The following is a 24,965-nucleotide window of genomic DNA, read 5'->3' as shown; positions in this document are numbered from 1 at the left end:
AAGCTAGGGAGCCCCCTTTGCCCCGGCAAGGGCTCGCGATCACCGTGCCAGAGCTTTCAACAGCCTCGTTGTGGGTAAAGCATTTCCCCATCCGGGCATTTCTACCGACCTTCACTCCCCGACCTTCGTCCACGCACCCGCTTCTGTTTCCTAGGGATCTTAATGATCTAGAACTGAGACTCGGACGCTGGCACGGCGGGTGCTTAGCGGAAAGGCAGGTGTGGCCGGTGGCAGTTTGGGTGGATGGGGGAGGTAGGACATGCGGCGTTGGACGGTGGCGGCGGCGGCGGCGGCGGTGATGACGGGGGCGGCCATTCCCAGCTATCCCTTGCTGGTCCCCGACAGGACGGTGGTGGAGGCGCCTCAGGTGGAGGAGCTGAAAGCGAAGCTGGCCGAGCGCGAGGCAGCGCTTCGGGAGGCGCAGGCCCGCCTGCAGGCGTACGAGGATGAGGTCCACTTCCAGGAGGCGATGCGCCTGGGGGTGGCGGAGGCGGTGAGGGCCTCGGGCCTGCCGCTCCGGCAGCAGCGGCGGGTGGCGGTGGCCATCGTCCGCGAGGCCCAGCGCAACGACATCGACCCGATGCTGGTGATTGCGCTCATCCGCTGCGAGAGCTCGTTCAACAACTACGCGGTGTCCGGCGTGGGGGCCATGGGCCTGATGCAGGTGATGCCGGACACGGGCACCTACCTGGCGGACAAGGCGGGCTTCCGGCTGGGGCGCTCCACCAACCTGTTCGACGCGGAGACGAACATCGAGCTGGGCACCGCGTACCTGGCCAACCTCATCCAGCGCTTCGGCAACGTGGAGCACGCGCTCGTCGCGTACAACGCGGGCCCGGGGCTGGCGAAGAAGATCCTCGCCAAGCGCGAGTCCCGGAAGAAGTTCATCGCCGGCTACCCGACCAAGGTCGTGAAGGAGTTCCGCAAGCTGAAGGCTCAGCAGGAACGCGAGCTGACCTTGCGTGCTCAGCAGCCGACGGAAGCCGGCAAGAGCTGACCGCTGTGCAACACCCATTCCGGTGGGTGCAGAACATTTCGCGCAATAAATGCCGGGGGGGGATGCAAAAGCCCGGGGTTTGCGCGAATTGTGCCCTCCACACAGGAACACCCCTCGGAATTTCCAATATTTAGGGAGACGACCATCATGTCGGGGCTGCAAATCCACCAGGAAGAGCTCGCAGGGCGCATCACCCTTCGGCTCGAGGGGACGCTGGACTGGCGCACGGCGGCGCAGCTGCGTCACTCGCTGGAGGCTCTGGGCTCCCGCGAGGTGGTGCTGGACTTCGCGCACCTGCGCGAGTTCAAGGACACAGCGGTGGTGGTGCTGACCAAGGATCTGGGCGCGCACAACAAGGTGGAGCTGCGCGGGCTGGCCGGGCACCACGAGCGGATGTTCCGCTATTTCGGGGTGAGCACGGGCTCGGAGCCCCGGGCCTACTACACGCCGGAAGAGATCCTCGCCTGAAGTTGGTTGCTTAGGCAGCGAGCAGTCCCTCCCCCGAGACGCCTCGGGTAGACTGCGCGGACAGATGAACCAACCTGCCCGCGCCATCGCCTCCGCCCCCCCTGTTGATTCCGCGCGCTCGGTCATGGAGCGGATCTCCGCTCACCTGTCGAGCGTGGTGCAGGGAAAGGAGGCCCAAGCCCGCCTCACCGTCACCTGTCTCATCGCTGGAGGCCACCTCCTCTTGGAGGACGTGCCCGGCGTGGGCAAGACGACGCTGGCCGAGGCGCTGGCGCGCTCCTGTGGGCTGAGCTTCTCGCGCATCCAGTTCACCGCGGACCTGATGCCCGCGGACATCCTGGGCGCGCAGGTGTTCAACGCCACCAACGCCACCTTCTCCTTCCGCCAGGGGCCCATCTTCCGGCAGCTCGTGCTGGCCGATGAGCTCAACCGCGCGCCCCCGCGCACCCAATCCGCCCTTCTCGAGGGCATGGCGCAGGGACAGGTGTCGATGGATGGGAACACCTATCCCCTGCCCTCCCCCTTCACGGTGGTGGCCACGCAGAACCCGCTGGATCTCACGGGTACCTATCCGCTTCCGGACTCGCAGCTGGATCGCTTCCTCATGCGGCTGTCGCTGGGGCACCCGGCCCCCGAAGTCGAAGCGCGGCTGCTCACCACGCGCGGGCGGACGCCTCCGGTGGATGCACTGGAGCCCGTCACCGGGCCGGAGGAGCTGAGCGGCCTGCGGGCGCTCGCCGCGGAGATGCGCATCGACGAGGCCGTGGCGGAGTACGTCGTCCGGCTGGCCCGGGCCACGCGCGAGCACGGCGACATCGAGCGCGGTGCTTCCACCCGCGCGGTGCTGGCGGTGGGCTCGGCGGCCCGGGCGCATGCCCTGTGGGAGGGGCGTGACTTCGTGACGCCGGGGGACATCCGCGCGGTGCTGGTACCGTGCCTGGCGCACCGGCTCCTGCTGCGCAGCAACGTGCAGGGCGCGGCGGCCCGGGACGAGGCGGCGCACCTGGTCGAGGAGATCTCCCGAAAGGTGGCAGCACCTCGGTGAAGACGTGGCTCCAGGCGAAGTGGGCGCGGCTGCGCGCCCTGCTGCGCCCTCCGCGCACCTTGAAGGTGACGCGCGTGGGGCGCACGTACCTCGTGGTGACGTTCGGCGTGGGCCTGGGCGCGCTGAACACCGGCAACAACCTGCTCTACCTCGTGCTCGGCTTGCTGCTGGCCATGGTGGTGGCCTCCGGCGTGCTCTCCGAGCGCTGCCTGCGCTACCTCACGATCCGCCGCTTGGGCACCGAGTCCGCCTTCGCGGGCGAGCCCTTCGCCTTCCGCTGGGCCCTCACCCGCCGCCTGGGCAACTCCTTCGCTCTCACGCTGAGCGAGGTGGACAGCCCGCTCACTGGCGAGGGCCGCGTGGGCTACCTGCGCACGCGTGTGGAGCACGTCGTCCGCGCGGACCTGACCGCACCCCGCCGAGGGCCCCTGCGGCTGAGCGGCGTCCGGCTCACCACGACATGGCCGCTGGGCCTCTTCGCCAAGACACGCGTGTTCGAGCTGGACGGCACCCTGCTGGTGTACCCGCGCCGAGGCTACGCGTGCCAGCTGCCGGGCCGGGCGCTGCAGGGCGCGTACGGCGACGCGAGCACCCCTCGCAGCAATGATGGCACCGGCGACGTGGCGGGCCTGCGCGAGCTGGGGCCCACCGAGGATGCGCGCCGCGTGCACTGGCGCAAGAGCGCCTCCGTGGGGAAGCTCCTCAAGGTGGAGCGCGAGCGCGAGGAGCGCCGCACCTATGTACTCACCGTGGAGGGAGGGCTCCAAGGGGAGGCCCTCGATCGGCGCTGCGAGGAGGTGGCGGCGCTCACCCACGATCTGATCGAGGCCGGCAATGAGGTGGGCCTGGAGACGCCCGGCGAGCGTCTGCGCCCCGCAGCGGGCAGTGCCCAAGAGCGGCGCATCCTCCGGGCCCTGGCCTGGGTGGGCTTCGAGGATCAGCGGGAGAAGGAGGAGCAGGCGGCATGAGCTCTCCCTCCCGGCTCCGGCTGAGGCTGCGCGATCTGGGCGCCGGAGCGGCGTTCGGCTCCATGGCCGTGTCCGGCCAGCTGCCCGCATGGGCGATCGGCCTCTTCGGCGTGGCGCTCGTGTGCGCGCTCCTCGGCAAGCGCCTGTTCGCCCAGCGAGCGAAGAGCACCTCCGTGCTGCTGCTGGTGCTGGCCGCGATGCTCGGGCTCTCCGTGTACGTCGGGCAGCTCGATCTCGTGGTGGCCGCGTGCGCCTTCGCGGGCCTCATCGCCGCCCACCGGCTCCTGTCCACGCCGGACTCACGCACGGATGGGCAGGTGCAGCTGACCGGCCTGCTGATGGTGGCTGGCGGCGCGGCGCTCTCCGGTGAGCTGACGTTTGCCCTGTTCCTGGTGGCCTACGCAGTCTTCGCCAGCCTGTCCATGGGACTGACCGTGGTGGAGGCCGCCGTCCCCGAGGGCGAGCCCCTGCCCGTGCGCGAGGTGGTGCGTCCGCTCTCCCTGGGCCTGTGCTTCGCGCTGCTGGGCGCGCTGGCCTTCTTCGTCCTCTTCCCTCGCCTCAACTGGAGCATGGCCGGCCGAAGGACCGGACCGGGCCTGGGCGCCACCACTGGCCTGGCGGACACGGTGCGCCTGGGCGGCGCGGGGACGCTCAAGAGCAACCCTCGCGTGGTGCTGCGCGCCCACATCACGCCCGATCCCGGCGTGGAGCACCTGGGCGCCTACTGGGTGGCCCGAACCTATGACATCTTCGATGGGCAGGAGTGGACGAGCGTGGGCAACAACCCCAAGCGCTCGCGCCCACGGGTGACACTGCGCCCCGGCGGCGAGCAGTCCATCCACCAGCGCATCGAACTGCTGCCCGCGTATGGCGCCCGAACCCTGGTGGCGCTCGAGACGCCCACGCGCCTGGGCAACGCGGTGGCCCATCAGGCGAGCGGCACCCGCCGCACCTCTCTCATGGAGCTCGGTGGCGGTGAGGTGCGCTTCACCGAGAACGCCCTCGCCTACGCCTACGAGGCCACCAGCGTCCCTCCCGAGGAGGATGCCTCCACCTCGCTCACCGAGGTCGAGCGCGGCCAGCTCCTGGCGCTGCCGGACCGGCTGGATCCGCGCGTGGAGGCGCTGGCGCGCAAGGTGCTCGACGGAGAGACGGATCCCCTGAAGGCCGCCCAGAAGCTGTCCGCCTGGCTGCAGCGCGAGTACGCATACACGCTGGAGCTCAGCGGGGACGTGGAGGATCCCCTCGCGGACTTCCTCTTCGAGCGCAAAGCGGGCCATTGCGAGCACTTCGCCACCGCACTGACGATCATGCTGCGCACCCAGGGAATCTCCGCGCGGCTGTCCACGGGCTTCTTCGGCGGCGAGCGCTCCACCGAGGATTACATCCTCCGCGCCGGAGATGCGCACGCCTGGACGCACGTGCTCGTTCCCGAGCGAGGCTTTGTCACGATCGACGCGACGCCTCCGAGCAACCGGGCCAGCCAGTCCCTGCCCGCGCTCGAGTTCCTCACCGGCCTCTACGAGGCGATCGAGGCCCGCTGGCGCACCTCCGTTATCGACTACTCGCTGAGAGATCAGCTGGACGCGGCCCAGAAGCTCATCCGTCCGCCGCGCGAGCCCGGCCGCACGTCCTCCCGCCTCCCCCCGGCCCGCATCTGGGGCCTGGCGCTGCTGGTGGGCCTGCTCACCTACGGCACGTGGCGCATCCTCTCAGGCCGTCTGTCCGCGCCCCGCCCGCACGCCGCCACGCAGCTGATCGATTCCGTGGAGGGCCTGCTGCGCGAAGCAGGCCTGCGCCCTCGCTCGGATGAGTCGCTGGAGGAGCTCACCACGCGCCTCGTCCGCGAGCAGCACTCCCTGGCCGAGCCCTTGGCCCCCATCACCCGGCGCTACCTGGAAGCCCGCTTCGGCCAGCGCCCCCTCGCGGCCGGAGAGGCAGAGCGCCTGCTCGCCCCGCTGCGCCGCTACCTCGAGACCCGCCGCGCCGCCTGAGCCACCTCGCTCGCCCTCCGAGGGTTCGAGCGTGTCTGCCCTTCGGACGACAACCTCGCGCCCCGTTAGAGGGTTTGAAAGCAGGGAGACTCGTCCCATTTCTTCCCCTTGGGCTCGGAGGTGACTGAAACACAGTCGCGCAACTTCTACAGACCGTGGGAACGGAGGTTTCCGGCGCCGGTCTGTAACGCTTTCCACCCGCGGGTCCCCCCTTCCGAGGGGATCCGAGTCAACCCCGCGCAGTCTCAGGGGATTTTTTGTCAACGGGGGCTGGCACTGCGGTTGCTCATGACATCCAGCGTGCGGTCGACAAGCGGTCCCCACACTCATCACGGGCTCATCTGAAGCCCGCCGTCGGGAGAACTGAACCATGCAAAACACCCACGAGCAGTCTTCCAACTCCGGCTCCCTGGCGATGTACCTCTCGGAGATCAACCACTACTCGCTGCTCACGGTGGAGGAGGAGCAAGCGCTGGCCCGGAAGTTCCTCAAGGGGGACCTGTCCGCGGGCCACCGGCTGGTGACGAGCAACCTGCGCTTCGTCGTGAAGGTCGCCTACGAGTACCGCTCCTACGGCATCAAGATGAGCGACCTCATCCAGGAAGGGAACATCGGCCTGATGAAGGCCGTGCAGAAGTTCGATCCGGACAAGGGCATCCGCCTCATCTCCTACGCGGTGTGGTGGATCCGCGCGTACATCCAGAACTACATTCTCAAGTCTTGGTCTTTGGTAAAACTGGGGACGACGCAGGCTCAACGCAAGCTGTTCTTCAGCTTGGCGCGCACCCGCCGCGAGCTGGAGAAGTTCGGCACTCCCGATGGCGACGTGGTGAATGTGGACGACATCGCCCGCAAGCTGCACGTGAAGCCGGGCGAGGTGCGCGAGATGGAGCAGCGCATGGGCGGCCGCGATCTCTCCCTGGACGCGCCCATGGGCGAGGACGGCGGCAACAGCCACGTGGACTTCGTGGTGAGCGCCAGCGCCCCGCAGGATGACGAGTTCGCCGACAAGGAGGAGGCGGGCCTCATCAACGCCCGCGTCCGCACCGCGCTGATGCGGCTGGATCCCCGCGAGCGCTTCATCATCGAGCAGCGCGTCATGAATGAGCGCCCCATGACGCTCAAGGAGCTGGGCGAGCACTTCGGCTTCTCGCGCGAGCGCGCCCGCCAGCTGGAGATCCGCGCCAAGGACAAGCTCAAGGCCGAGCTGGCCGCGCTCATGGCCGAGGTGGATCCGGACACCGCCGTGGCGGCCCAGTAACGCCCCGCTCGGCCCAAGCCGTACCGGCGCCCCTGCCCTCGCTGGCGGGGGCGCTGCCGTTTTCACGGTAGGCTCTCAACCTACATACCTGAGCGGAAGTTCCCATGCAGAGGGATCTCCTGGGGCGTATGAGGGAGTAGACTCGGACTCCCTCACCCTGTCCGAACCCCCCAGGACGCATGGCCTCGCCCCAGAAAACCAACGAGACCGCGGAGCGCTCCGCGGATCCAGTGATACGCGAGAAGGTGGACCTGGCGCGGAATTTCACCTTCCAGCTGCTCAAAGGCATCAAGCAAATCGGGATGTACCGCCACAACGAGGCGAAGTACCCCGAGTTCCTCGCCCCGGCACTGAGCGCGCTCACCGAGTACACCGAGAAGCACGGCCCGCTGTCGCTCAAGGTGGAGCAGCAGAACTTCCTGCTGCACAACGAGCCGCTGTTCTCCGAGGACACGCCGCTCTCCTACAAGTTCTTCCGGGATGGCATCCGCCAGCTGATCTTCCGGCCGGGAGTCACGCAGCAGGAGATGGTCACCTTCACGATGATCGCCCTATCGGAGCCGGAGCGTGGCGCGGAAGACGCGCTCGCCCAGCTCTGGAAGGCGAGCATGGAGCACGTCGAGTACGTGGTGGTGGAGGGCTTCTCCGTGGACGGCGCCTCCGAGGAGGAGGTGGCCGTCGAGGTGGACAAGGTGGTGAGCTACCTCTACTCCCGCCTGCAGACGAACTCGGAGGACTACCTGCGCTTCGCGCGCGTGTCGGCGGACGATCTGGACGCGCAGCTGGAGGGCGTGGAGCAGATCCGCGGCGTGCTGGTGGAGGGCACGTATGCCTCAGACTCGCTGAAGGCCAAGCTGCAGAAAGAAATCGAGGAGGAGGAGACCGCGCGCCTCTTCCCCAAGCTGGTGAGCGCCATCTTCCAGGTCGTGGAAGGCGGCGTGGATGACGTGGGGCTGCTGGAGGAAATCTTCGTCCAGCTGCTGGACGCCATGCTCATCCAGGACGACTACGGCACCATCAACCAGATGGTGCTCAAGCTGCGCGCGCTGTCGCAGCGCGAAGACAACCTGGACGGCCCCATCGCCCGGCTGCTGGCGTACTTCATCCAGAAGATGGCGGACGAGCAGCGCCTGAACCGGCTGGGCGAATCCCTCAAGCGCACCCGGCCGAAGAACCCGGCGGACATCACCCGCTACCTGCAGGTGCTGGACGAGCACGCCATCATCCCGCTGCTCACGGTGCTGGAAACCATCGAGGTGCCAGAGAACCGGCTCCTGTTGTGCGACGTGCTCGCGAGCTTCGCCAAGAACCGGCCGGATCCATTCGTCATCCGGCTGCAAGCGGACCGGCCGCAGACCGTGCGCGACATGGTCTACATCCTGGAGAAGAGCCAGCACCCGGAGCGGATCAAGCTGTTCGGCACGGTGCTCAAGGGGAAGAACCTGGTGGTGAAGCTGGAGGTGATGAGCATCATCGCCCTGGGCCACTCCGCCGAGAGCCGCAAGCTGTTCGCGGAGCTGCTGCACGATCCCGTCTCCCAGGTACGGATGCAGGCGGCCAAGCTGCTGCCGGAGTTCGACCCAGAGAAGGCGTACATCGATGTGCTGCGGGTGATACGGGCCTCGGACTTCGAAAAGAAGACGGCGGACGAGCGCGCCGCCTTCTACTCGGCGCTGGGCTCCACGGGCGTGCCCAACGCGTTCACCTTCCTGACGCAGATCCTGTCGGCGAAGCCCTCGCTGCTGAGCAAGAAGAAGGTGATGGACGACAAGCTGGTCGCCATCCTGGGGCTGGCGGGCGCGTGCAACATCCACGCGTACAAGGTGCTGCAGGGCGTGGTGGAGGACAAGTCGCAGCCGGTGGAGGTGCTCACCGCGGCGCGCAAGGCGATGTACCAGACGAAGAAGGCGCTGTTCGGAGACGCGGCGCCGGTAGAGGAGGCATGAAGCCATGGCCGACAACTTGAAAATCACCCAGGCCCAGAGCGAGAGCAGCGGTGGCGAGTATGGCCGTGCGCACTCGGACAAGCTGCAGACGCTGGCGCGCGGGATGGTGTCCGGGCTCTACATGCTGGTGCGGTCCGTGAAGATGTATGACCCGGACAACGCCGTCTTCGAGAAGCCGCTGACGCAGCTGCAGGACATCATGAACCAGATCGTCTCCAAGGAGGGGCGGCTGGATCTGGTGGGGGTGAAGGACTCCTTCTACCTGAACAGCATGCTGGTGAAGGTGGACCTGAACGCCATCGAGAACCAGCGCTACCTGCTGTCGGAGATGCGGGCCAAGGACGTGGGTGGGTTCTCCATCTCCAAGCCGATCACCCTGCCGGAGCTGAAGAACTTCGTATGGATCTTCAGCAAGGAGCAGACCTCGGAGGCGAGCGAGGAGGGCCTGGCGGACCGGAAGCTGCTGAACATGAAGGTCGCCAAGTTCTCCAAGCTGCGCGAGAAGCTGGCCAAGGAGGCGGACAAGCTGGAGAACCCGGGCGACTACAAGGTCGACCGGAAGAAGTACGCGATGACGGTGTACGCGCGCGCGGTGTTCTTCCTGCAGAAGTACCTGGAGTCGGTGCGGGCCGGGAAGCCGATGAACACGTCCAAGGCGCTGCGGCTCGTCCAGGATCTGGTGGACATCTCGTACGATCAGCGAACGCACTTCTTGGGGATGACCACCACGAAGCGCGAGTCGGAGTACCTGGTGTTCCATCAGGTGAACGTGTGCCTGATGAGCATCGTGTTCGGGGCGGAGCTGGGGCTGACGAAGCCGCAGCTGCGGGACCTGGGCTACATCGCGCTGTTCCACGACGCGGGGATGTCGACGATCCCGGACGAGCTGGCGACGAAGCGCGGGGCGCTGACGTCCGAGGAGAAGGTGCTGATCCAGAAGGCGCCGCTGATCTCGGTGCGCAACATCCTGATGGAGAAGAGCATCACGCGCTCGACGCTGCTGCGGGTGGTGACGACGTTCGAGCACAAGGCGGACTTCGGGACGGCGGTGCGGGACACGCGCGGCAACATCCAGATGATCATCCCGAAGACGAGCCTCGGGGTGTACGCGAAGGTCATCGCCATCTGCGACGCGTTCGACGCACTGACGAGCAAGCGGCCGTACCGGGATGCGTATGGGCCCGAGGTGTCGCTGATGCTGATGTGGACGGAGATGCGCAACAAGTTCGACCCGGAGTTGCTCCAGGTCTTCATGCGCGTGATGGCGATCCAGCCGGTGAAGGTGCTGTCCAAGCGCCAGCAGAACATGTCGCTGGCCGGCCTCTGAGATGCCCTCCCCTCGGGGCTGGCTCGCCACAGCCTTTCTGGCGCTCACCGCGTTCGTGGGCTGCGATGGGTGCCAGGCCCCGAGACCTCCCCCTGCCCCTGCGGCCCCCAGGACTGTCACGAGCCCTATCGCTGGGGAGCTCGGGGAGTCCCTGGCCCTGACCATCGAGGCGGATCGGCTCCTGCTCGCGGGCAAGTTGGACAAGGAGAACCGCTACGCCTCGGCGGTGGTGGTCGGCGCCCGTCTCGGCGAGCAGTCGAAGCGATGCAGCGGCGTGCTGGTGGACCGCCGGGCTGTCCTGACAGCTGCGCACTGCCTATGCGCCCCGCAGTCCGCCTCCCTCATGGATGCTTCGAACTGCGCCCAGAGGGCGGCCGTCTCGACGATCCTCTACACCCCCGTCCCAGGCCTGGAGGATGAAGCCAGTTCCAGCAGCGCGCTCTACCTGGGAGTGGTCCATCCCCACCCGGCGTTCCGCGTGCTCCTGAATGACCACGGAGAAGTTGTCTCCAGCGTCGCGGACCTTGCGATGATTCACTTGGAAAGTCCCGTGGAAGAAGCGATCTCCCCTGTCCTTATGGCACGCACGGAGGCTCAACCTCCCGAGACCCTCATCATCGCCGGGCAGGCCTACGATGAGATCTATGATCGTTATGATCAAAACCGCCGGTTCAGCAGAAACACGGCCACGAGACCTCCCGTGGCTGGCGACTCAAGGATCCTGGTGAGGCAACCGTCTGGACACCTCTACAAGGGCGACAGCGGCGGCCCCTGCCTGCGCGAAGACTCGGGCCATTCCCTCCTCGTCGGAGTCTCCAGCAGGAACCTGGGAAGGGGCGCAGCCTGCACGAGCATCCACGGATATCAAGCGTGGGTGCGGAGTGAACTCAGGCACACCGCTGAAGGTCAGGTCCCATGAGCCCTTTCACAAGATGCCTTATCTGGCTCCCGCTCACAGCCCTCATCGGCTGTGCGGGTCCTGGTGCGGTGCAGCAGACCAGCGGTGGCTACTCCATTGTCTCGGAGAGTGTCCTGGATGCCTCGAACCGCTACGCCTCGACCGTCAGGGTCACCGCGACCTTCGATAGCAGGAAAGGCGTAGCCTTCAAAACGTGCAGCGGGGTGCTCACCCATGCTCAGCTCATTCTCACGGCTGGTCACTGCGTGTGCGCCTCCCATGCAGGGACCACTCCCGAAGACGCAGGGACCTTCGTCGTTGATGCATCCCAGTGCGCCAAGACCGCCACTGTGACGACCGTCCGCTACAGGCCCCTCTCAGAAGAGCAGAGAAGCATCCTGCGAGAGGACCTGCAGTGGCCAGCAGATGTCATCTCGCACACTGGGCGGGTTCGTCCTCATCCGGAGCTCAAGATCCGTTACGCCCGTGAGTCGGACAGCCGGGAACTCTCCAGCAATGCGGACCTCGCAGTCATTGTCCTGGATCGACCGCTCGTTGGCGGACTCCGTGCCGTTCCTCTCTCTCGCACCAAGGTCCGTGTCTCAGAACCCGTGATCAGCGTGGGCTACGGTGTCACGAGACCCAATGCTGAGGATGGCGGTGCTCGCCGGATAGGCACCAATGAGGTCGCATCTCTGGAAGAGACGGACGGCAAGACCTTTCGCATCGCGAAGCCCTTGCTCATTCCGCCCACCTTCTCCGAGGGAGAGCCGCTCCTGATGCGGGAGACCGCCTCGTACGCACTGGCTGGAGACAGTGGAGGCCCGTGCCTCCGCGAGAACGGCGACGCCTTGGAGCTCGTCGGGATCGCGAAGACGAGCTATCGCGCCCCTGTCGAGTTCTCCGAGTACACAAGCACCTACTTCTACAGAGAGTGGATCCGCGAGCAGCTCGAACTGGCCCGGAAAGCAGCCTCGACGAAGCCTGCTGACTGATTAGCAGGCATGGCGCTCCAGGAAGTCAGGTACTTGCCGTTTCGCGCCGCCGGATCGCACCTTGAACCCGTGGCGTCTCGCTCGAAAACGCCTCCCGGTTCGCGGGGCAAGCAAGGAAGCTCCGAGGCGGAGATCGCCGCCCGGCAACGCGCCCTGTACGCCCTGCCCCTGGATCAGTTCACCCGCACACGGGATGCGCTCGCCAAGGCGCTCACCGCCGAGGGTCACACCCAGGAAGCCCAGGCGATCAAGAAGCTCAAGCGCCCCGTTGTCCCCGCGTGGATCGTCAACCGGCTGGCCCAGGGACAGCCAGAGCACATGGATCAGTTCCTCTCCTCTGCCCATGCGCTGGAGCTGGCCCACCGCCGCGCCATGTCCGGGCTGGCCACCGATCAGCTCAAGGATGCCAACCGCACCTTTCAACAGTCGCTCGAAGTCTTGATGAAGGACGTCAACGCCTCGCTGAGTGCGCTGGGCCGTGACGCCACGGGAGATCTCATCCGCCAGGTCGAAGAGACCCTGCGCGCTGCCGCGCTGGGCACGGCCGAGGAGCGCGCCATCCTCGCCCGGGGCACCTTGACCCAGCCGCTCCGCAGCTCCGGCTTCGGGTCACTCTCCCCGCTCATGCTCGTCGGCCCTGCTCCGGAACGCCCCGCCCCCAAGCCTCCAAAGCCACCGCCCAGCCGCCGTCCCGAGAAAACCCCGGCACGCCCTGCCCCCACGCCTCATCGCGCGGACGCCAAGGTGCTGCGAGGCCCTTGGGCGCCTCGGGAGGAAGAGGAACAAATCCCGGTCCGGACCATGCCGAGTCCGAAGCCGCATGCCGTCCCGGCTGAGTCTCCCGCTCAGAAGCGCAAGGCCCATAAAGAAGCGGAGGCCGAGACCCGGCGCCAGCGCGATGTGGAGCTGCGTCAGCTCCGCCGGGAGGCCAAGCAAAGCGCGGACGAGGCCACCCTGGCCGAGAAGAACGCACGCCACAACCTGGTACGCGCCCAGGCGGCACTGCGGACCATGAAGGCCCAGACCCTCCAGGCTCGCCGGGTCCTCGAGACTGCCGAGACCCAAGTCCACCGCGCACGCGAGGCGCTCGAAGCCGCCGAGGATCTGGCCCGTCAGGCCCGCGAAGAACTCCAGAACGCCGAGGAGGCCGAGCGCGCTCAGACCGAAGAAGCCGAGCGCGCCGATGAGCAGGCCGCCGTCGCGGAGCGGGCCCTCACCCAGGCCCGCCGCCACCTGGAGCAGACCGAGTCCCATCTGCACCGCTGACCCCTGCCTCCTCCCGGCGCAACACCGGAGCAGAGGCCCCACGCATCAAGAAGGATGGGCCAGTGTTCCCCACCACTGCTGGGCAACGTTGAGGACGCCTTCGACACGAGCCCGGAGGTTGCGCAGCGGCACATGGCCCGCGGTCTCCGCCGCCACGTCGCCCAGCCGGGTGCGGAACTCCTCGAACATCTGGCGCGCCGAGGTCTCCGACACGAACTTGCGCGTGCCCCAGTCCGCATCCAGGACGTCGCGGTAGGGCTTAAACGCCAGCTCGAAGTCGATGTAGAGCTTCGCCCAGCGCGCCTGATCGATGAGCCGCTCAATCGAGCGAATATCCACCTTGGGGGTGCCCAGCACCTCATCGATGCTGCCGAGCAACTTCCCCAGCCTCATGTGCACCTCTGCGATGGCCATGCGTTCTGAATGCACCGAGTGCTGGGCCTGCGACAAGCCGAGGGGCGGACTTCTGTCCAATGGAGGGAAGAAGCCCGCCCCACACTGTGCTCAAAACCTCAGTGGGTGCCGGTGTTCTTGTCGCCCGTCACCCCGTTCTTGCCTCCAGGGCCGAGCAGCCCCTGCATGGAGTCGAACAGGTTCAGGTTCGAGCCGCTCGGCAGGAAGACGACCTTGTCCAGGCCGCCCACCACCGCCGCCTGTGCCTGCGCGGCCACCGCCTTGACGAAGTTCTCTCCGCCCCCGAGCGCCTCGACCCGCTGGCGGAACTGATCAGCCTCCACCGCCGCCAGCCGCGCCTGACGATCCACCTCGAGATCATTCAGCTTCTTCTGCCGCTCCAGCGTCACCTCCGACATCATCCGCTCGCGCTCGAGCTCCGCCTCGGTGCGGATGCGGGACGCGCGGGCCTCGGCCTCGGCTCGGGCCAATGCCTCCTCGCTCTCCACGCGCGCCTTCTCCAGCTGCGCCTCGGCCTCCACCTTCGCGTGGCTCAGCGTGGCCAGCTGATGGTTCTTGTTCTGCAGCTCGATGAGCGACTGGCGCTCCGCCTCCGACTTCCGGTGGCTGGAGATATCCGCCAGTTGCTTCTCCTCCTCGCTGCGGATGCGCTTCAGCTCGGCCGCTGCCTGCGCCTCCTGCTTCGACGCATCCAGCTGGATCTGGATGTTGGTGTCGATGGCCTCGCGCAGCTTGAGCGCCGTCTTGTCATCGACCGGGGCGATGTCCTTGATGTCGATGTCGATGATGCGCAGCTTGTTCTCGCTGAACAGGCGGTCCTTGCGCGCCTTGCCCGCCTCATCCACCCCGAAGATGGCACGGCGGATCAGCACGCTCGCGTTCTTGTGGAACGTCTCGAAGTCGTTCTCCGCCGCCACCTGGCGGATGCGCGACGCGAGGTTCTCGCACACGTAGCCGATGAAGTCGTTCACCCGGAAGATGGCCTTGTCCTTCTCTGAGTCCCCCTCCACGTCGAACTGCCACTTGTACGAGAGCTTGATGCGCAGGCGCGCGTGGTCCCGCGTGGCCACCTCGAACAGGTCCGTGGCGAAGTCAGGCCCCAGGCGCAGCATGAGCACCTTGAGCTGCCGCGGGCGCTTGGGCGTCCCGCCGGACAAGTCGAGCACCGTCACGTCCTCGTAGGGGCGCAGCATCACCTTCGCGGGGCCGAACTCCACCCGGGCGTGGTTGGTCTCGAAGTCGTTGATGAGCACCGAGGTGTTGTCCTCGATGCGCAGCACGATGGCGCGCGTACGGTCCACCCGATCCGAAGCGCTGGCGGACGGACGCGGCGGCGCCTTGCCCTCCTTGCCCTCCACGGCGGCCAGGTGCGGCGCCTGCGCGGGCGGCGCCAGGCCCAGCAGCGCCTCGGCATCCGGCGAGAGCCGCTTCTCGTGCAGCTCCTGGTGGGCCTCGGGCATGAACTGGCACGGCCCCTGGACCAGCGACACCTTGCCGGAGCGCAGATCCCTCACGTAGAGGCCCTCGCCCTGGCCAAGCGACAGCGCGACGATCTCCTTCTGGATGACGACCTTCTCGTTCGGCACGTAGGTGCGCGGGCCACGGACGATCCACGTGTCACCCGCCTTGCGCAGCCGGGGCTCGCCGCCCTCCTCCGGCTCGGAGAAGTCATCGAGCGCCTGGAGCTTCAGCCCCTGCATCTCCGAGAGCACGTGCTTGCGACGGACGTCGCCCTCGAGCTGCTCGCCCGGCTCCAGGAAGAACACGTCCGGGCCTGAGATGACCTTGCGGCGGCCCTCCTGGATCTTCCCAGTGGTTCGATCCACGGGGTTGAGCACGATGCAGTACTCGGTCTCCTTCAGGACGCGAGCCTTCTCGGTGGAGACCACCATCACTGCGGCGCTCGGGACGTAGCGGCCAGGGCCTCGCACGAGCCACTCGTCACCGGCCTCGCGGCGGCGCGGCCCACCCGGGGTCCGCTCATCCATGAACGCCGTGAGCGCGCGCAGCCGGAGCGCGTCATAGACTCCCAGCACGTACTCGGGGGTGATCTCGCCCTCGAGCTCTTCACCGGGGTACAGCGGGAACACCTGAGGACCGACGCGGACCTCGCGATCGCCCACGGCGATACGGGCCTGGCCAAAGTCGTCCAACGAGACCTTGCCCTCCTCGCGCACCACCGGGTTGCGCACCACGCACCAGCTGCCGGTGCCCAGCTCGATCATCCGGCTCTTGGTCACCAGGGTGAGGTGGGCCTCCAGCGTGAGCACCTTGGGGCCGATCTCCACCAGCACCACACCGCGGTTGGCGTCCTCGATGTACGCGTACTCGCGGTTCTTCAGGGAGATGCGCTGGATGGCTTCGCTGCTGTTGTTCGGCGGAGGCACGCGGACACCTGCTCGTTGGGGGTTCATCCCCACCCATGCGAGCCGCGTGCCTGCACCGTTTCAGACGGGAGCCGCTCGGAACCGAGGGAATTCCCGTCCAGTTTGGATCTCCTGCTCGCTCCAGATTGAGGCGAGGTGCACCAACATGGAACGCACGGCCCCTGCTCACCCGCGCAGAGCCGCCCCCGCGTCCTGAGGGAACTGCGCGCCCAGAGGCCCCGCCTCGGGCAAGGTGATCCGGAAGGCGCTGCCCTTCCCCACGGTGCTACGCACCGTCAGGGTGCCCCCCATCCCCTCGATGACGTTCCGGCAGATGGACAGCCCCAGGCCCGTGCCCTGCCCCACCGGCTTGGTGGTGAAGAAGGGCTCGAACAACCGCTTGAGCACCTCGGGAGGCATGCCCTGCCCCGTGTCACTCACCTCCACCACGATGAAGCCCTCGGTCCCCAGGGACGTGGTGACGCGGACCTCGTTCTCCTCGACGTGCCCAGGAGGAATGGCCTGTGCCGCATTGACGAGCAGGTTCATGAAGACCTGGACCAACCGCGCCTCGGGGGCCCTCACCCGGATCTCCACCTGGAAGTCACAGAAGACACGCGCCCGGAGCAGGAGGGGGTTGGAGGCGAGCTTCAGCGCGGACTCGATGATGGAGCGGATCTCCACCAGCTGCCCCGCCGCATTGCCGGGCTGAGCGAAGGTGCGCAGATCCCTCACGATGCGGGCCACGCGCTGGGCCCCATCCTGCGCCTCCCGCAGGGCCTCGGAGACTTCGCGGAGCTGCTCGGCCACCTCGGGAGGCAGCGGCGGGGAGTCCGCAGTCCGGGAGGTACCGCTCAGCTCGGCGAGGATCTCCGTGGCGAAGCCGAGATTGGCGGAGACATAGGTGATGGGGTTGTTGATCTCGTGTCCCACGCCCGCGGCGAGCTGGCTGACCGCGGCCATCTTCTCCGAATAGGCGAGCCGCCGCTGAGTCTCCGTCAGCTCACGCACCATGTCATTGACGAGCCTCCAGACGATGAACCCCAGCAGCGGCAGCAACAGCAGCCCAAGGCCGATGATGCTGAGGCTGGAGCTCGCGATCGTCGTGATGACGATCCCTCCCAAAATCACCCCCCACATGCTCGCAAGCCATCGCGTCTTGAGCGACATGTCTTGAGATCTCTGGGCGCCCGACGTCAGCTCCGAAGCCCACGCGAATCTTACGAGGAGTGAATGTGGACCCGATAGTTGGGGGGAGACGCTCCCTTCCTCCCCCGGGGTGAGTGACGCGCCGCGCGAGCACGCACCCTGCCCTGGAGTTCAATTGCGGAGACGCGCGATTGCTGCTTCGAAGTCCGCGGGCAGCGGCGCCTCCAGCTTCAGCGCCTTGCCCGTCCGCGGGTGCGTGAACGCGAGCCGCCACGCGTGCAGCGCCTGGCGCCCCAGCGCCTCCTGGGCCTCGAGCACTGGCCCCTTCGCCTTGCGCCCGGCGCCGTACAACGCATCGCACAAGAGCGGATGCGCCGCCTCGGCCAGGTGCACGCGGATCTGGTGCGTGCGGCCCGTCAGCAGGTCCACCTCGACGAGCGCGGCGCCCTCGAAGAGCTCGCGCGTCCGGTACACCGTGATCGCGGGCTTGCCCTCTTTGACTTTGCCGGTGAACTTCTGCCGGTGCACCGGGTGGCGCCCGTACAGCGTCTCGATGCGGCCCTCGGGCTTGGGGTGGCCGTGTACCAGCGCCAGGTACGTCTTCTCCACCGCGCGCGTCTTGAAGGCCTTCTGCAGCGCCACGAGCGTCCGCTCGTTCTTCGCCACCACGAGGCACCCCGTGGTGTCCTTGTCGAGCCGGTGGACGATGCCCGGCCGCAGCTCGCCGCCCACTCCGGCCAGATCCTTCACCCGGTGCAGCAGCGCGTTGACCAGCGTCCCCGAGGCGTGCCCCGCCCCCGGGTGCACCACCATGCCCGCCGCCTTGTTCACCACGACGAGATCCCGATCCTCGTGGAGCACGTCGATCGGCAGCGCTTCGGCCACCGGCACGGCCGCCACGGGCGCGGGGATGTGGAGGGAGAGCCGCTCACCGCCGCGCAGCCGCAGCGAGGCCTTCGCGGGCCGGCCGTCCACCTGGACGTGGCCCGCCTCGATGAGCCCCTGGAGACGGGACCGGGTGAGATCGGGATGGGCGCGCGCGAGGTGCTGATCCAGCCGCTCGCCACGGGCCTCGGGCGGGGCCTGGTGCTCGCGCGCTTCGGGAGCTACCAAATCTTCGACTTCACGTGCGCCTTGGAGCGCAGGACGATGTCGTTGATGGCCCGCTCGAAGAAGTTCGTCTTCGTGAAGATCTCGGCGCTCACGCGGCTCTTGTAGAGCTCACGCCCCTCGTCGAGCTCGTCCTTGAGGACCTCGAAGAGGTTGTCCTGCTCAATGCCCTTGATGATCTTCTGCTCGTTGTAGAGCGAGATGTCCGAGGCAATGGCGCGGGCGAGCCGCATCGCTTTGACCTTTTCTTCCTCTGTCATTGCGCTTCTTTCATAGGGACGGAAATGCGGCCAGTCAACTTTAACGGCAAGTCCTACCACGCCTGCCGTTGTGCGCCGACTACTTCTTCTTCGGCCCTGCGGCCAGAGTCAGATAGCTCCGGGAGACCTTGAGCGGATCCAACCCGAGCTCGCGGGCGATGTTCATGAGGATGCCGCGCAGGTACACGGTGGCGGGGAGCGCGGTGTAGCGGTCCGCCTCGACATTCTCCAGGTGCTTGCTGGAGATGCGCGTGCGCTCGGCGAGCTGCGAGAGCGACAGGCCCCGGCTCTCGCGGACCTGCCGGAGCACCTCGCCGTTGAACTCGGTGTTGGGGGGCAGCTCGATGGGCTTGGGCCTCGGCTCACGCGCCTTGGCGGCCACCTGGGCGAGCGCCGCCTCCGCCGTGGCGATGGCGGTCTCCTGGGCGATCTGCTGAGCCTCCTCGAGGTCCATGCCCGGACCCGAGCCCGGACGCGCGCTCCCCTTCCCTGCGTCAGCCCTGGGAACGGGCGTCGGTGGGCCGGCCGGGCGCGCGGGGCGGCGGCCTCCGGGAGGCAGCGGCGGCGGCGTGGGAACAGGCCGCGTGAGGCGCTCGGGCGGCGCGGGAGGCGTGGCTGTGGGCTGCGAGGCCGCGGCAGGCGTCTCCTTCCGCTCGGGCAGCGGGGCCCGGACTCCGGAGACCTCGTCCTCGTCGTTCACCCGCACCTGGGCAGGCGCTGGCGAGGCAGCCACCGGCGCGGGGGCGGGTGTGGAAACAGCGGCAGGCTCAGAGGATGCAACGGACGTGGCGGCGGGAGTGCTCGTTGCACTCTGAGGTGCTGCGCTGGCCGTGCTCGCAGGAGCAGCTGCGGGAGGTACCGGCTCGACGGCCCGGGCCGCGACAGCCTCGGGAGCCGGAGCCGCGGGCGCGGCAGCCGGTGCCTCCGGTGCGGGAGGTGCCGCCTCTGCCTGCCCCGAGGCCACGAACGGCGAGGCGACCGCGGTGCTGATCAGCGCGGGCGCGGGCACCAGCACGGGCACATACGAAATGGCATAGCTGCGGAACGCCGCATGGACCTGGCTCGGCGTGACGATCCCCGGCATCCCCAACGGAGCCTCGGGCACGGCAAGCGTGGGTGCGGCAACCGCAGGCGCAGCGGGCGCAGGGGCTGCGACAGGCTCAGCCTGGGGAGGCGTGGAGGCCGGGGCAGACGAAGCGGTGGGAGTGGGAGCCGAAGCAGCCGAAGCAGCAGCCGCCGGGGCGGGCTCAGGCGCGGAGGGAGCCGCCACCACCGCGGAAGCGGGCGTCTGCGCCGCAGGAGCGGCCTCGGGCGCTGGAGCGGCGGGAGGCTGGGAAGTCTCCTGGGACGGGACGGACTGAGCAGCCGCGGCCAGCGCGGGGGTCAGGGCCTTCACGGCACTCGAGTCGGCGCGGCTCACGCCGATCATCCGGTCATACTCGGCGCGGAGGTCCGGCTCGGTGAGGATCTCCATCGCCTCGGTGAGCCGGGCGCGCAAAGCATCGACCTGGCCAGGATCCACCAGGGCGTACACCGCGACGGAGTCAGGCGCGTACGTCTCGAGGGCCCGGGTGTAAGCGGCGCGGATCTCCTCGTCCGGCGCGGAGACGGGGATCTCGAGGAGCTCGTAATAGGTCTGCTGCTCGAAAGGCTTCATGGCGTGGAAAACCCGGCGCTTCCGGGGCTATCGAGGGTCAGGATACGCGCAGCGATGCGCTGAAGTCCCTGGGCGGCGGCCGAGTCGGGACGCTCGAGGAGGATGGGCCTGCGCTTGCGCACCGCGCGCCAGGCCTCGTCGTCGTACCGGATGGCTCCCAGCTCATCCATCTCCAGGCCGAAGAACTTCTTCCAAGCGGACACCACCGCGGTGCCCACGTTCATGTCCGCGTCCGTGCGGGCCTGGTTCACCACCAGGCGGATGCGGAACGACTGCAGATCCCGCTCCAGCCGGGCGCCCGCGTTGGGATCATGCTGGCGCACCTGAGCGATGAAGTCATGCGGCGTGCGCAGGGCCCCCTCGCGCGTGGTGAGAGCGCTCTCCACCAGGTCTTCGATGCCGTACTGCGCCTCCACCTGTTGCAGCCGGCGGAAGAAGGCCGCCTTGACGAAGCGGTAGGCGTTCTCCACGGCGGTGGGCTCGGGCAGCACCACCAGCACGCCGTGGTCCGCCATCAGGAAGAAATCCAGGGTGTTGAAGCTGGTGCCCGCCCCCAGATCCAGCAGCAGGTAGTCCACCTGCTGGGCCATGAGCGCGCGCTGCAGCTTCTGCTTCTGGGCGTACTTGAGGTTGGCCGCGTCCAGCGCGTCCTGGGCGCCCGCGATCAGCGACAGCTGGGGCACACCGGTGGGGATGATGATGTCCTCGATCTGGACCTTGCTGCTGCGGACGAAGTCCGACAGCGTCGCGTTCGGTTGGCCCACCCCGAGACAGGTGTGGAGGTTGGCGCCGCCCAGGTCGACGTCCACCAGCAGCACGCGCATGCCCGCCTGCGCCAGGGCAATGCCCAAGTTGGCCGACACGAGCGTCTTGCCGATGCCCCCCTTGCCGCCGCCCACGGCGATGACCCGCCGAGGGCGCGCGCGCTTGGAGAGCCCCGGCGGACCGGGGATGGGTGAAGGAGTGGGAGAGACCGACGCGGAGGGAACAGGTGCGGGCTTCAAAGCGCCCACATCAAAACCCGTCCCGCCCTCCGCGTCGACTCCTCGGCACGACTAGTTGAGGATCACCATGCAGAGGCACGCCGAGGTGCCGTCGCAGGCGGTCCCGGAGGCCGTCTCGCAGCTGAGGCCGGAGCAGCAGCCCACCGAGGGCGAGCACGCCTGGCCGCTGGCCGAGCATGCGGCGCCCGGCTGGCAGGTGCCCGTCGTGGAGCCGGACGGCACGTCGCACCGCAGCCCCTGGCAACAGTCCGCCCCCGAGGTGCAGGCCCCGTTCTGCGGCTGGCACAGGGCGGGCGGCTTGCACAGACCGCCCGTGCAGATGCCCGAGCAGCACTGCGAGGGCGAGGTGCAGGCCGTCTCGTTGGCCTTACACGCCGGCCCCGCGTCCGGAGTCCCGCCGGTGCCGCCATCCGTGCCGCTGGTGGGCGGCCGGGGGGCCTGGCAGGCGAAGTTGAGCTCGTCCACCGGCAAGCAGCTGGAGCCCGCGCAGCAGGCCGAGGTGCCGCCAGCCTCGGAGGTGCAGGGAGCCCCCACCGGCGAGCACGTGGGCCGCTGGCAGCTCAGCCCGCCGCTGCCGTTGGGCAGGCAGAGGGCGTCACCGCAGCACTGGTCGGAGAACTGGCAGTTCTGGCCATCGTTGATGCAGCACGGCGCGGTGCCCGTGTAGCCCGTAGGGCACTGGGTACTGCCGCCGCCGAAGCAGCGGGGCACGCCCGAGGAGTCCACCTTGCAGACGTTCTTGCGGCCGTCGCAGCAGTTCTGCGAGGCGTTGATGTCCGTGGTGCCACCATCCGGCAGCTTGCCGGAGCCGCAGATGTTGCCCACGCCGTTGCAGCTCTGGCCGTTGTCGCACCGTCCCCCCGCGCACGTCACCGAGCCGTTGGGGTTGGTCCCGCCGCCGCAGCAGTCATTGGCCGCGTTGCAGGCGTTACCCGTGAGCTTGCAGCCCCCCACGGGCTGGCAGACCGTGGCGCCGTAGCCCAGATCCACGCAGGTGCGCGAGCAGCACCCGGAGCCACCCGAGCACGGGTTGCCGTCCTGCCGACAGCCACCGCCACCACCGCCGGTGATGAACTCGCAGCGGCCCGCCGTGACACCGTCCGGCGAGGAGCACGACTGGCCGCAGCACTCCGCGTCCGTGAGGCACACGTCCCCGTAGGCCTTGCAGGTATAGGCGCGGGTGCACACGCCGCCCTGGCAGTTGGTGGAGCAGCACTCCGCGCCCGAGGCGCAAGCCTGGCCCAGCACCTTGCAGCTGGAGACGTTGCCGGGGACGTTCGCACACGTGCCGCCGGTGCATGTCTTGGTGCAGCAGTCCTCGGCGGTGGCGCAGGCCTGGCCCACGTCCTTGCACAGGTTGGAGGCACACTTGCCGTTCGAGCAGATATTGGTGCAGCACTCGCCGCCCGTCTGGCAGACCTCGTTGGGGCTCTTGCAGAGCTCATTGGGCGCCGGACACACATTGTCCGCGCCGCACACGCCGTTACAGCACTGGGCCCCCGAGGTCCGGCTGCACGCCGCCCCCTGCGCCAGGCACACCGAGCCGGGGCCTCCGTCGGGGATGTCCGTTCCCCCATCCGAGGGAGTGGTACCGCCGTCCGGCTCCTCGATGGGAGGCTTCGAATCTCCGCCGCCGCAGTCACAGCCCACGAGGCTGAAGACGATCGCGAGCGCGCCCAGCATCAGCAACCGATTCTGTTTCACGTGTGTCCCCTTCCCTGCCGCAGGGCTCGCCATGGGGGGCGAGCCTCGGCCCGGATGTCTGGAGCACGGACGCATCCGTGCCCCTCGGGGACCCACTCGGAGAAAAATCGGCCACACTCGGCCCCAGAGGACCGGGGCCGCGCTACTCGTCCAGCAGCTCCACGTTCCAGTAAGAGGCGTCCTCTACCCTCAGGAAGGGCAACCACTCACGGTAGGTGACACGCCGGATGGCTCCGCGGAACAGCGGCGTCCACTTCGGGCGGAAAGGTCTCCGCAGCAGCTTCATCCCTGCTTGCTCCGGGGTGCGCCCGCCCTTCCTCAGGTTGCAGGGCACGCACGAGCAGACAACGTTCTCCCACGTCGTCTTGCCTCCGTCACAGCGAGGCCGCACGTGATCCAGGTTCAGCTCCGAGCGAGGCAGGGTGCGCCCGCAGTACTGGCAGGTGTCGTGATCGCGCGCGTAGATGTTGAGACGTGAGAAGCGCACCCGGCCCTTGGGGAGGTACTCGTAGACAGAGAGCACCAGCACGCGGGGCACGCGGATGGAGCGGTTCACCGTGGTGATGCAGTCGGTGGTGGCGCTCAGCGCGGCCCAGTCGGCGAACTCGTAGAGCCGGTACTGGTCGTCAATGGCCTTGGCCACGCCCTGGTACAGCAAGGAGAAGGCGCGCTTGACGGAAGTGACGTGGACAGGCTGGTAGTTCCGGTTCAGAACCAGGACGGCACTTTCGATCATGGGCGGCTTCCCTGTCTGGTGGTGCCGACAGCCTCGGCAACCAGTCCGAGTTCCTCCTCTGCGAGGCAGCGGACATCGAGGACGACCTCTCCGTCCGCGATCCTTCCAATAACCGGAGCCTCGGCGCCGCGCAGGCGGTCCAGGAATACATCCGGCCCCTCAACCTTGAGGATGCACGCAAAGGAAGACAACCGGGCCAGCGGCATCGCTCCCCCGCCTACCTGCCCCGACACTGCCGCAACACGCGCCGCCACGCCCCGAGCGGCCAGCAAAGTCTGGAGCCGCTCCGCACGGGCGCGCAGCTCCTCTGGCTGCTGGGAGAGCAGGCGCCAGGCAGGCACCGCCTCGGGACGGCCGTCCCGGTAGAGCTCGAGGGTGGCCTCCAGCGCGGCCACCGTCATCTTGTCCACGCGCAGCGCCCGGGTGAGCGGGTGGGACTTGATGCGCGCCAGCAGCGGCTTGCGCCCGACAATGATGCCGGCCTGAGGGCCTCCGAGCAGCTTGTCGCCGGAGAAGGCCACCACATCGGCGCCCTCCTCCACGGACATGCGCACGGTGGGCTCGGCGGTGAGCCCCTCGCCGCGCAGCGGCACCAGCGCGCCGGCGCCCAGATCCTGGAACACGGGCACCCCGCGGGCACGGCCCACGGCGGCCAGCTCCGCCACGCTCGCCCCTTCGGTGAAGCCCACGACCGCGAAGTTGGAGCGGTGCACCTTCACCAGAAGGCCCGTGTCGGGCGTGAGGGCGGCCTCGTAATCCGCGCGGCGGGTGCGGTTGGTGGTCCCCACCTCCACGAGCCGGCAGCCGGACTGGCGCATCACGTCCGGCACGCGGAAGCCGCCGCCGATCTCCACCAGCTCGCCGCGCGAGACGATGCACTCCTTGCCCGAGCCCAGCGCCGCGAGCACCAGCAACACCGCGCCCGCGCAGTTGTTGACGACGATGGCGTCCTCGGCGCCCGTCAGCTCCGTGATCAGGCCGATGACGGGGGCGTAGCGGCTGCCGCGCTCGCCCTCGTCGAGATCGTACTCGAGGTTGGAGTACCCCTTGGCCACCGCGGCGACGCGGGCCACTGCCTCTGGAGCGAGCGGCGCGCGGCCCAGGTTGGTGTGCAGCACCACGCCGGTGGCGTTAAGCACCGGACGCAGGTTCGGGGTGGAGAACGTTTGGAGGGCCGCGTCGACGTCCGCGTCCTCGAAAGTGGGCCCGCCACTCAGCAGCCGGGTCCGGGCGCGCTCCACGGCCAGACGCAGGGCCGCCACGGCGCGAGCGCGCGGCAAGCCAGCCAGGCGCGGCTCCAACGACGGCCGGCGCAGCAACTGCTCGATGGACGGCAGAGCGCGAAGGAGCGCGTTCTTACCGCCGTCCCCGCTATGGGGCGGTGCGTCCACGGGCCCGAG

General features: G+C 68.2%; 21 protein-coding genes. 11 read left to right on the top strand and 10 right to left on the bottom strand.

Features of this window, described 5'->3' with window-relative positions:
• The first annotated feature begins 259 nt into the window (after positions 1 to 259).
• The 11 genes from DB31_RS07005 (at position 260) to DB31_RS06955 (ending at position 13,165) form a co-directional block, all read left to right on the top strand.
• Positions 260 to 997 (top strand): lytic transglycosylase domain-containing protein, encoded by a 738-nt coding sequence (locus DB31_RS07005; RefSeq protein WP_044184324.1) that lies wholly within the window; start codon positions 260 to 262, stop codon positions 995 to 997.
• A 147-nt stretch (positions 998 to 1,144) separates the two neighbouring features.
• A complete protein-coding gene (locus DB31_RS07000; protein ID WP_044184320.1) occupies positions 1,145 to 1,465 on the top strand; it encodes an STAS domain-containing protein in 321 nt (106 codons plus the stop codon).
• A 64-nt stretch (positions 1,466 to 1,529) separates the two neighbouring features.
• Positions 1,530 to 2,510, top strand: a complete 981-nt coding sequence (locus DB31_RS06995) for an AAA family ATPase (RefSeq protein WP_044184318.1) — start codon at positions 1,530 to 1,532, stop codon at positions 2,508 to 2,510.
• Positions 2,507 to 3,478, top strand: coding sequence for a DUF58 domain-containing protein (locus DB31_RS06990; protein ID WP_044184315.1), 972 nt, complete (start codon positions 2,507 to 2,509; stop codon positions 3,476 to 3,478). Before DB31_RS06995 ends, DB31_RS06990 begins: the two co-directional genes overlap by 4 nt.
• Positions 3,475 to 5,472: a transglutaminase TgpA family protein gene (locus DB31_RS06985; protein ID WP_044184312.1), complete on the top strand. Its 1,998-nt coding sequence runs from the start codon at positions 3,475 to 3,477 to the stop codon at positions 5,470 to 5,472. Before DB31_RS06990 ends, DB31_RS06985 begins: the two co-directional genes overlap by 4 nt.
• A 370-nt stretch (positions 5,473 to 5,842) precedes the next feature.
• Positions 5,843 to 6,733, top strand: coding sequence for an RNA polymerase factor sigma-32 (locus DB31_RS06980; RefSeq protein ID WP_044184304.1), 891 nt, complete (start codon positions 5,843 to 5,845; stop codon positions 6,731 to 6,733).
• A 179-nt stretch (positions 6,734 to 6,912) separates the two neighbouring features.
• The gene (locus DB31_RS06975; RefSeq protein WP_044184301.1) at positions 6,913 to 8,679 is read left to right on the top strand and encodes a hypothetical protein; all 1,767 of its coding nucleotides are present in this window, start codon (positions 6,913 to 6,915) and stop codon (positions 8,677 to 8,679) included.
• Positions 8,680 to 8,683: 4 nt separating this feature from the next.
• Complete coding sequence (locus tag DB31_RS06970) at positions 8,684 to 10,006, top strand: HD-GYP domain-containing protein (RefSeq protein ID WP_044184298.1); 1,323 nt, start codon at positions 8,684 to 8,686, stop codon at positions 10,004 to 10,006.
• A gap of 196 nt (positions 10,007 to 10,202) precedes the next feature.
• The gene (locus tag DB31_RS06965; RefSeq protein WP_169787016.1) at positions 10,203 to 10,925 is read left to right on the top strand and encodes a trypsin-like serine protease; all 723 of its coding nucleotides are present in this window, start codon (positions 10,203 to 10,205) and stop codon (positions 10,923 to 10,925) included.
• Complete coding sequence (locus tag DB31_RS06960; protein ID WP_044184292.1) at positions 10,922 to 11,899, top strand: trypsin-like serine protease; 978 nt, start codon at positions 10,922 to 10,924, stop codon at positions 11,897 to 11,899. The genes DB31_RS06965 and DB31_RS06960 overlap by 4 nt, the downstream gene beginning before the upstream one ends.
• 69 nt (positions 11,900 to 11,968) lie before the next feature.
• Positions 11,969 to 13,165, top strand: a complete 1,197-nt coding sequence (locus DB31_RS06955) for a hypothetical protein (RefSeq protein WP_157231857.1) — start codon at positions 11,969 to 11,971, stop codon at positions 13,163 to 13,165.
• Between the two features lie 45 nt (positions 13,166 to 13,210).
• On the opposite strand, the gene DB31_RS06950 is transcribed toward DB31_RS06955, so the two are convergent.
• The 10 genes from DB31_RS06950 to selA form a co-directional block, all read right to left on the bottom strand.
• On the bottom strand, positions 13,211 to 13,558 hold the full coding sequence (locus DB31_RS06950; protein ID WP_157231856.1) for a hypothetical protein: 348 nt from the start codon (positions 13,556 to 13,558) through the stop codon (positions 13,211 to 13,213).
• 119 nt (positions 13,559 to 13,677) lie between these two features.
• Positions 13,678 to 15,993: a hypothetical protein gene (locus tag DB31_RS06945; RefSeq protein WP_083968060.1), complete on the bottom strand. Its 2,316-nt coding sequence runs from the start codon at positions 15,991 to 15,993 to the stop codon at positions 13,678 to 13,680.
• 138 nt (positions 15,994 to 16,131) lie between these two features.
• Entirely contained in the window at positions 16,132 to 17,115 is a 984-nt protein-coding gene (locus tag DB31_RS06940) for a sensor histidine kinase (RefSeq protein ID WP_052419779.1), read from the bottom strand.
• Positions 17,116 to 17,265: 150 nt separating this feature from the next.
• The gene (locus DB31_RS06935) at positions 17,266 to 18,207 is read right to left on the bottom strand and encodes an RluA family pseudouridine synthase (protein ID WP_044184280.1); all 942 of its coding nucleotides are present in this window, start codon (positions 18,205 to 18,207) and stop codon (positions 17,266 to 17,268) included.
• Positions 18,201 to 18,464, bottom strand: a complete 264-nt coding sequence (locus tag DB31_RS06930; RefSeq protein WP_044184276.1) for a hypothetical protein — start codon at positions 18,462 to 18,464, stop codon at positions 18,201 to 18,203. The genes DB31_RS06935 and DB31_RS06930 overlap by 7 nt, the downstream gene beginning before the upstream one ends.
• Before the next feature lie 79 nt (positions 18,465 to 18,543).
• On the bottom strand, positions 18,544 to 20,121 hold the full coding sequence (locus DB31_RS06925; RefSeq protein WP_044184273.1) for a helix-turn-helix domain-containing protein: 1,578 nt from the start codon (positions 20,119 to 20,121) through the stop codon (positions 18,544 to 18,546).
• Positions 20,118 to 21,125, bottom strand: a complete 1,008-nt coding sequence (locus tag DB31_RS06920; protein WP_240486570.1) for a P-loop NTPase — start codon at positions 21,123 to 21,125, stop codon at positions 20,118 to 20,120. Before DB31_RS06920 ends, DB31_RS06925 begins: the two co-directional genes overlap by 4 nt.
• A gap of 51 nt (positions 21,126 to 21,176) precedes the next feature.
• Positions 21,177 to 22,829 (bottom strand): hypothetical protein, encoded by a 1,653-nt coding sequence (locus tag DB31_RS06915; RefSeq protein WP_157231855.1) that lies wholly within the window; start codon positions 22,827 to 22,829, stop codon positions 21,177 to 21,179.
• A 142-nt stretch (positions 22,830 to 22,971) separates the two neighbouring features.
• Positions 22,972 to 23,565, bottom strand: a complete 594-nt coding sequence (locus DB31_RS06910; RefSeq protein ID WP_044184270.1) for an HNH endonuclease — start codon at positions 23,563 to 23,565, stop codon at positions 22,972 to 22,974.
• Positions 23,562 to 24,956 (bottom strand): L-seryl-tRNA(Sec) selenium transferase, encoded by a 1,395-nt coding sequence (gene selA / locus DB31_RS06905; protein WP_044184267.1) that lies wholly within the window; start codon positions 24,954 to 24,956, stop codon positions 23,562 to 23,564. Before selA ends, DB31_RS06910 begins: the two co-directional genes overlap by 4 nt.
• Positions 24,957 to 24,965 lie beyond the last annotated feature (9 nt).

The sequence above is a fragment of the Hyalangium minutum genome, assembly GCF_000737315.1.
GTDB lineage: Bacteria > Myxococcota > Myxococcia > Myxococcales > Myxococcaceae > Hyalangium > Hyalangium minutum.
The sequence above is the reverse complement of the archived record's forward strand: the minus strand, read 5'-3'. Positions and strand labels throughout refer to the sequence as shown.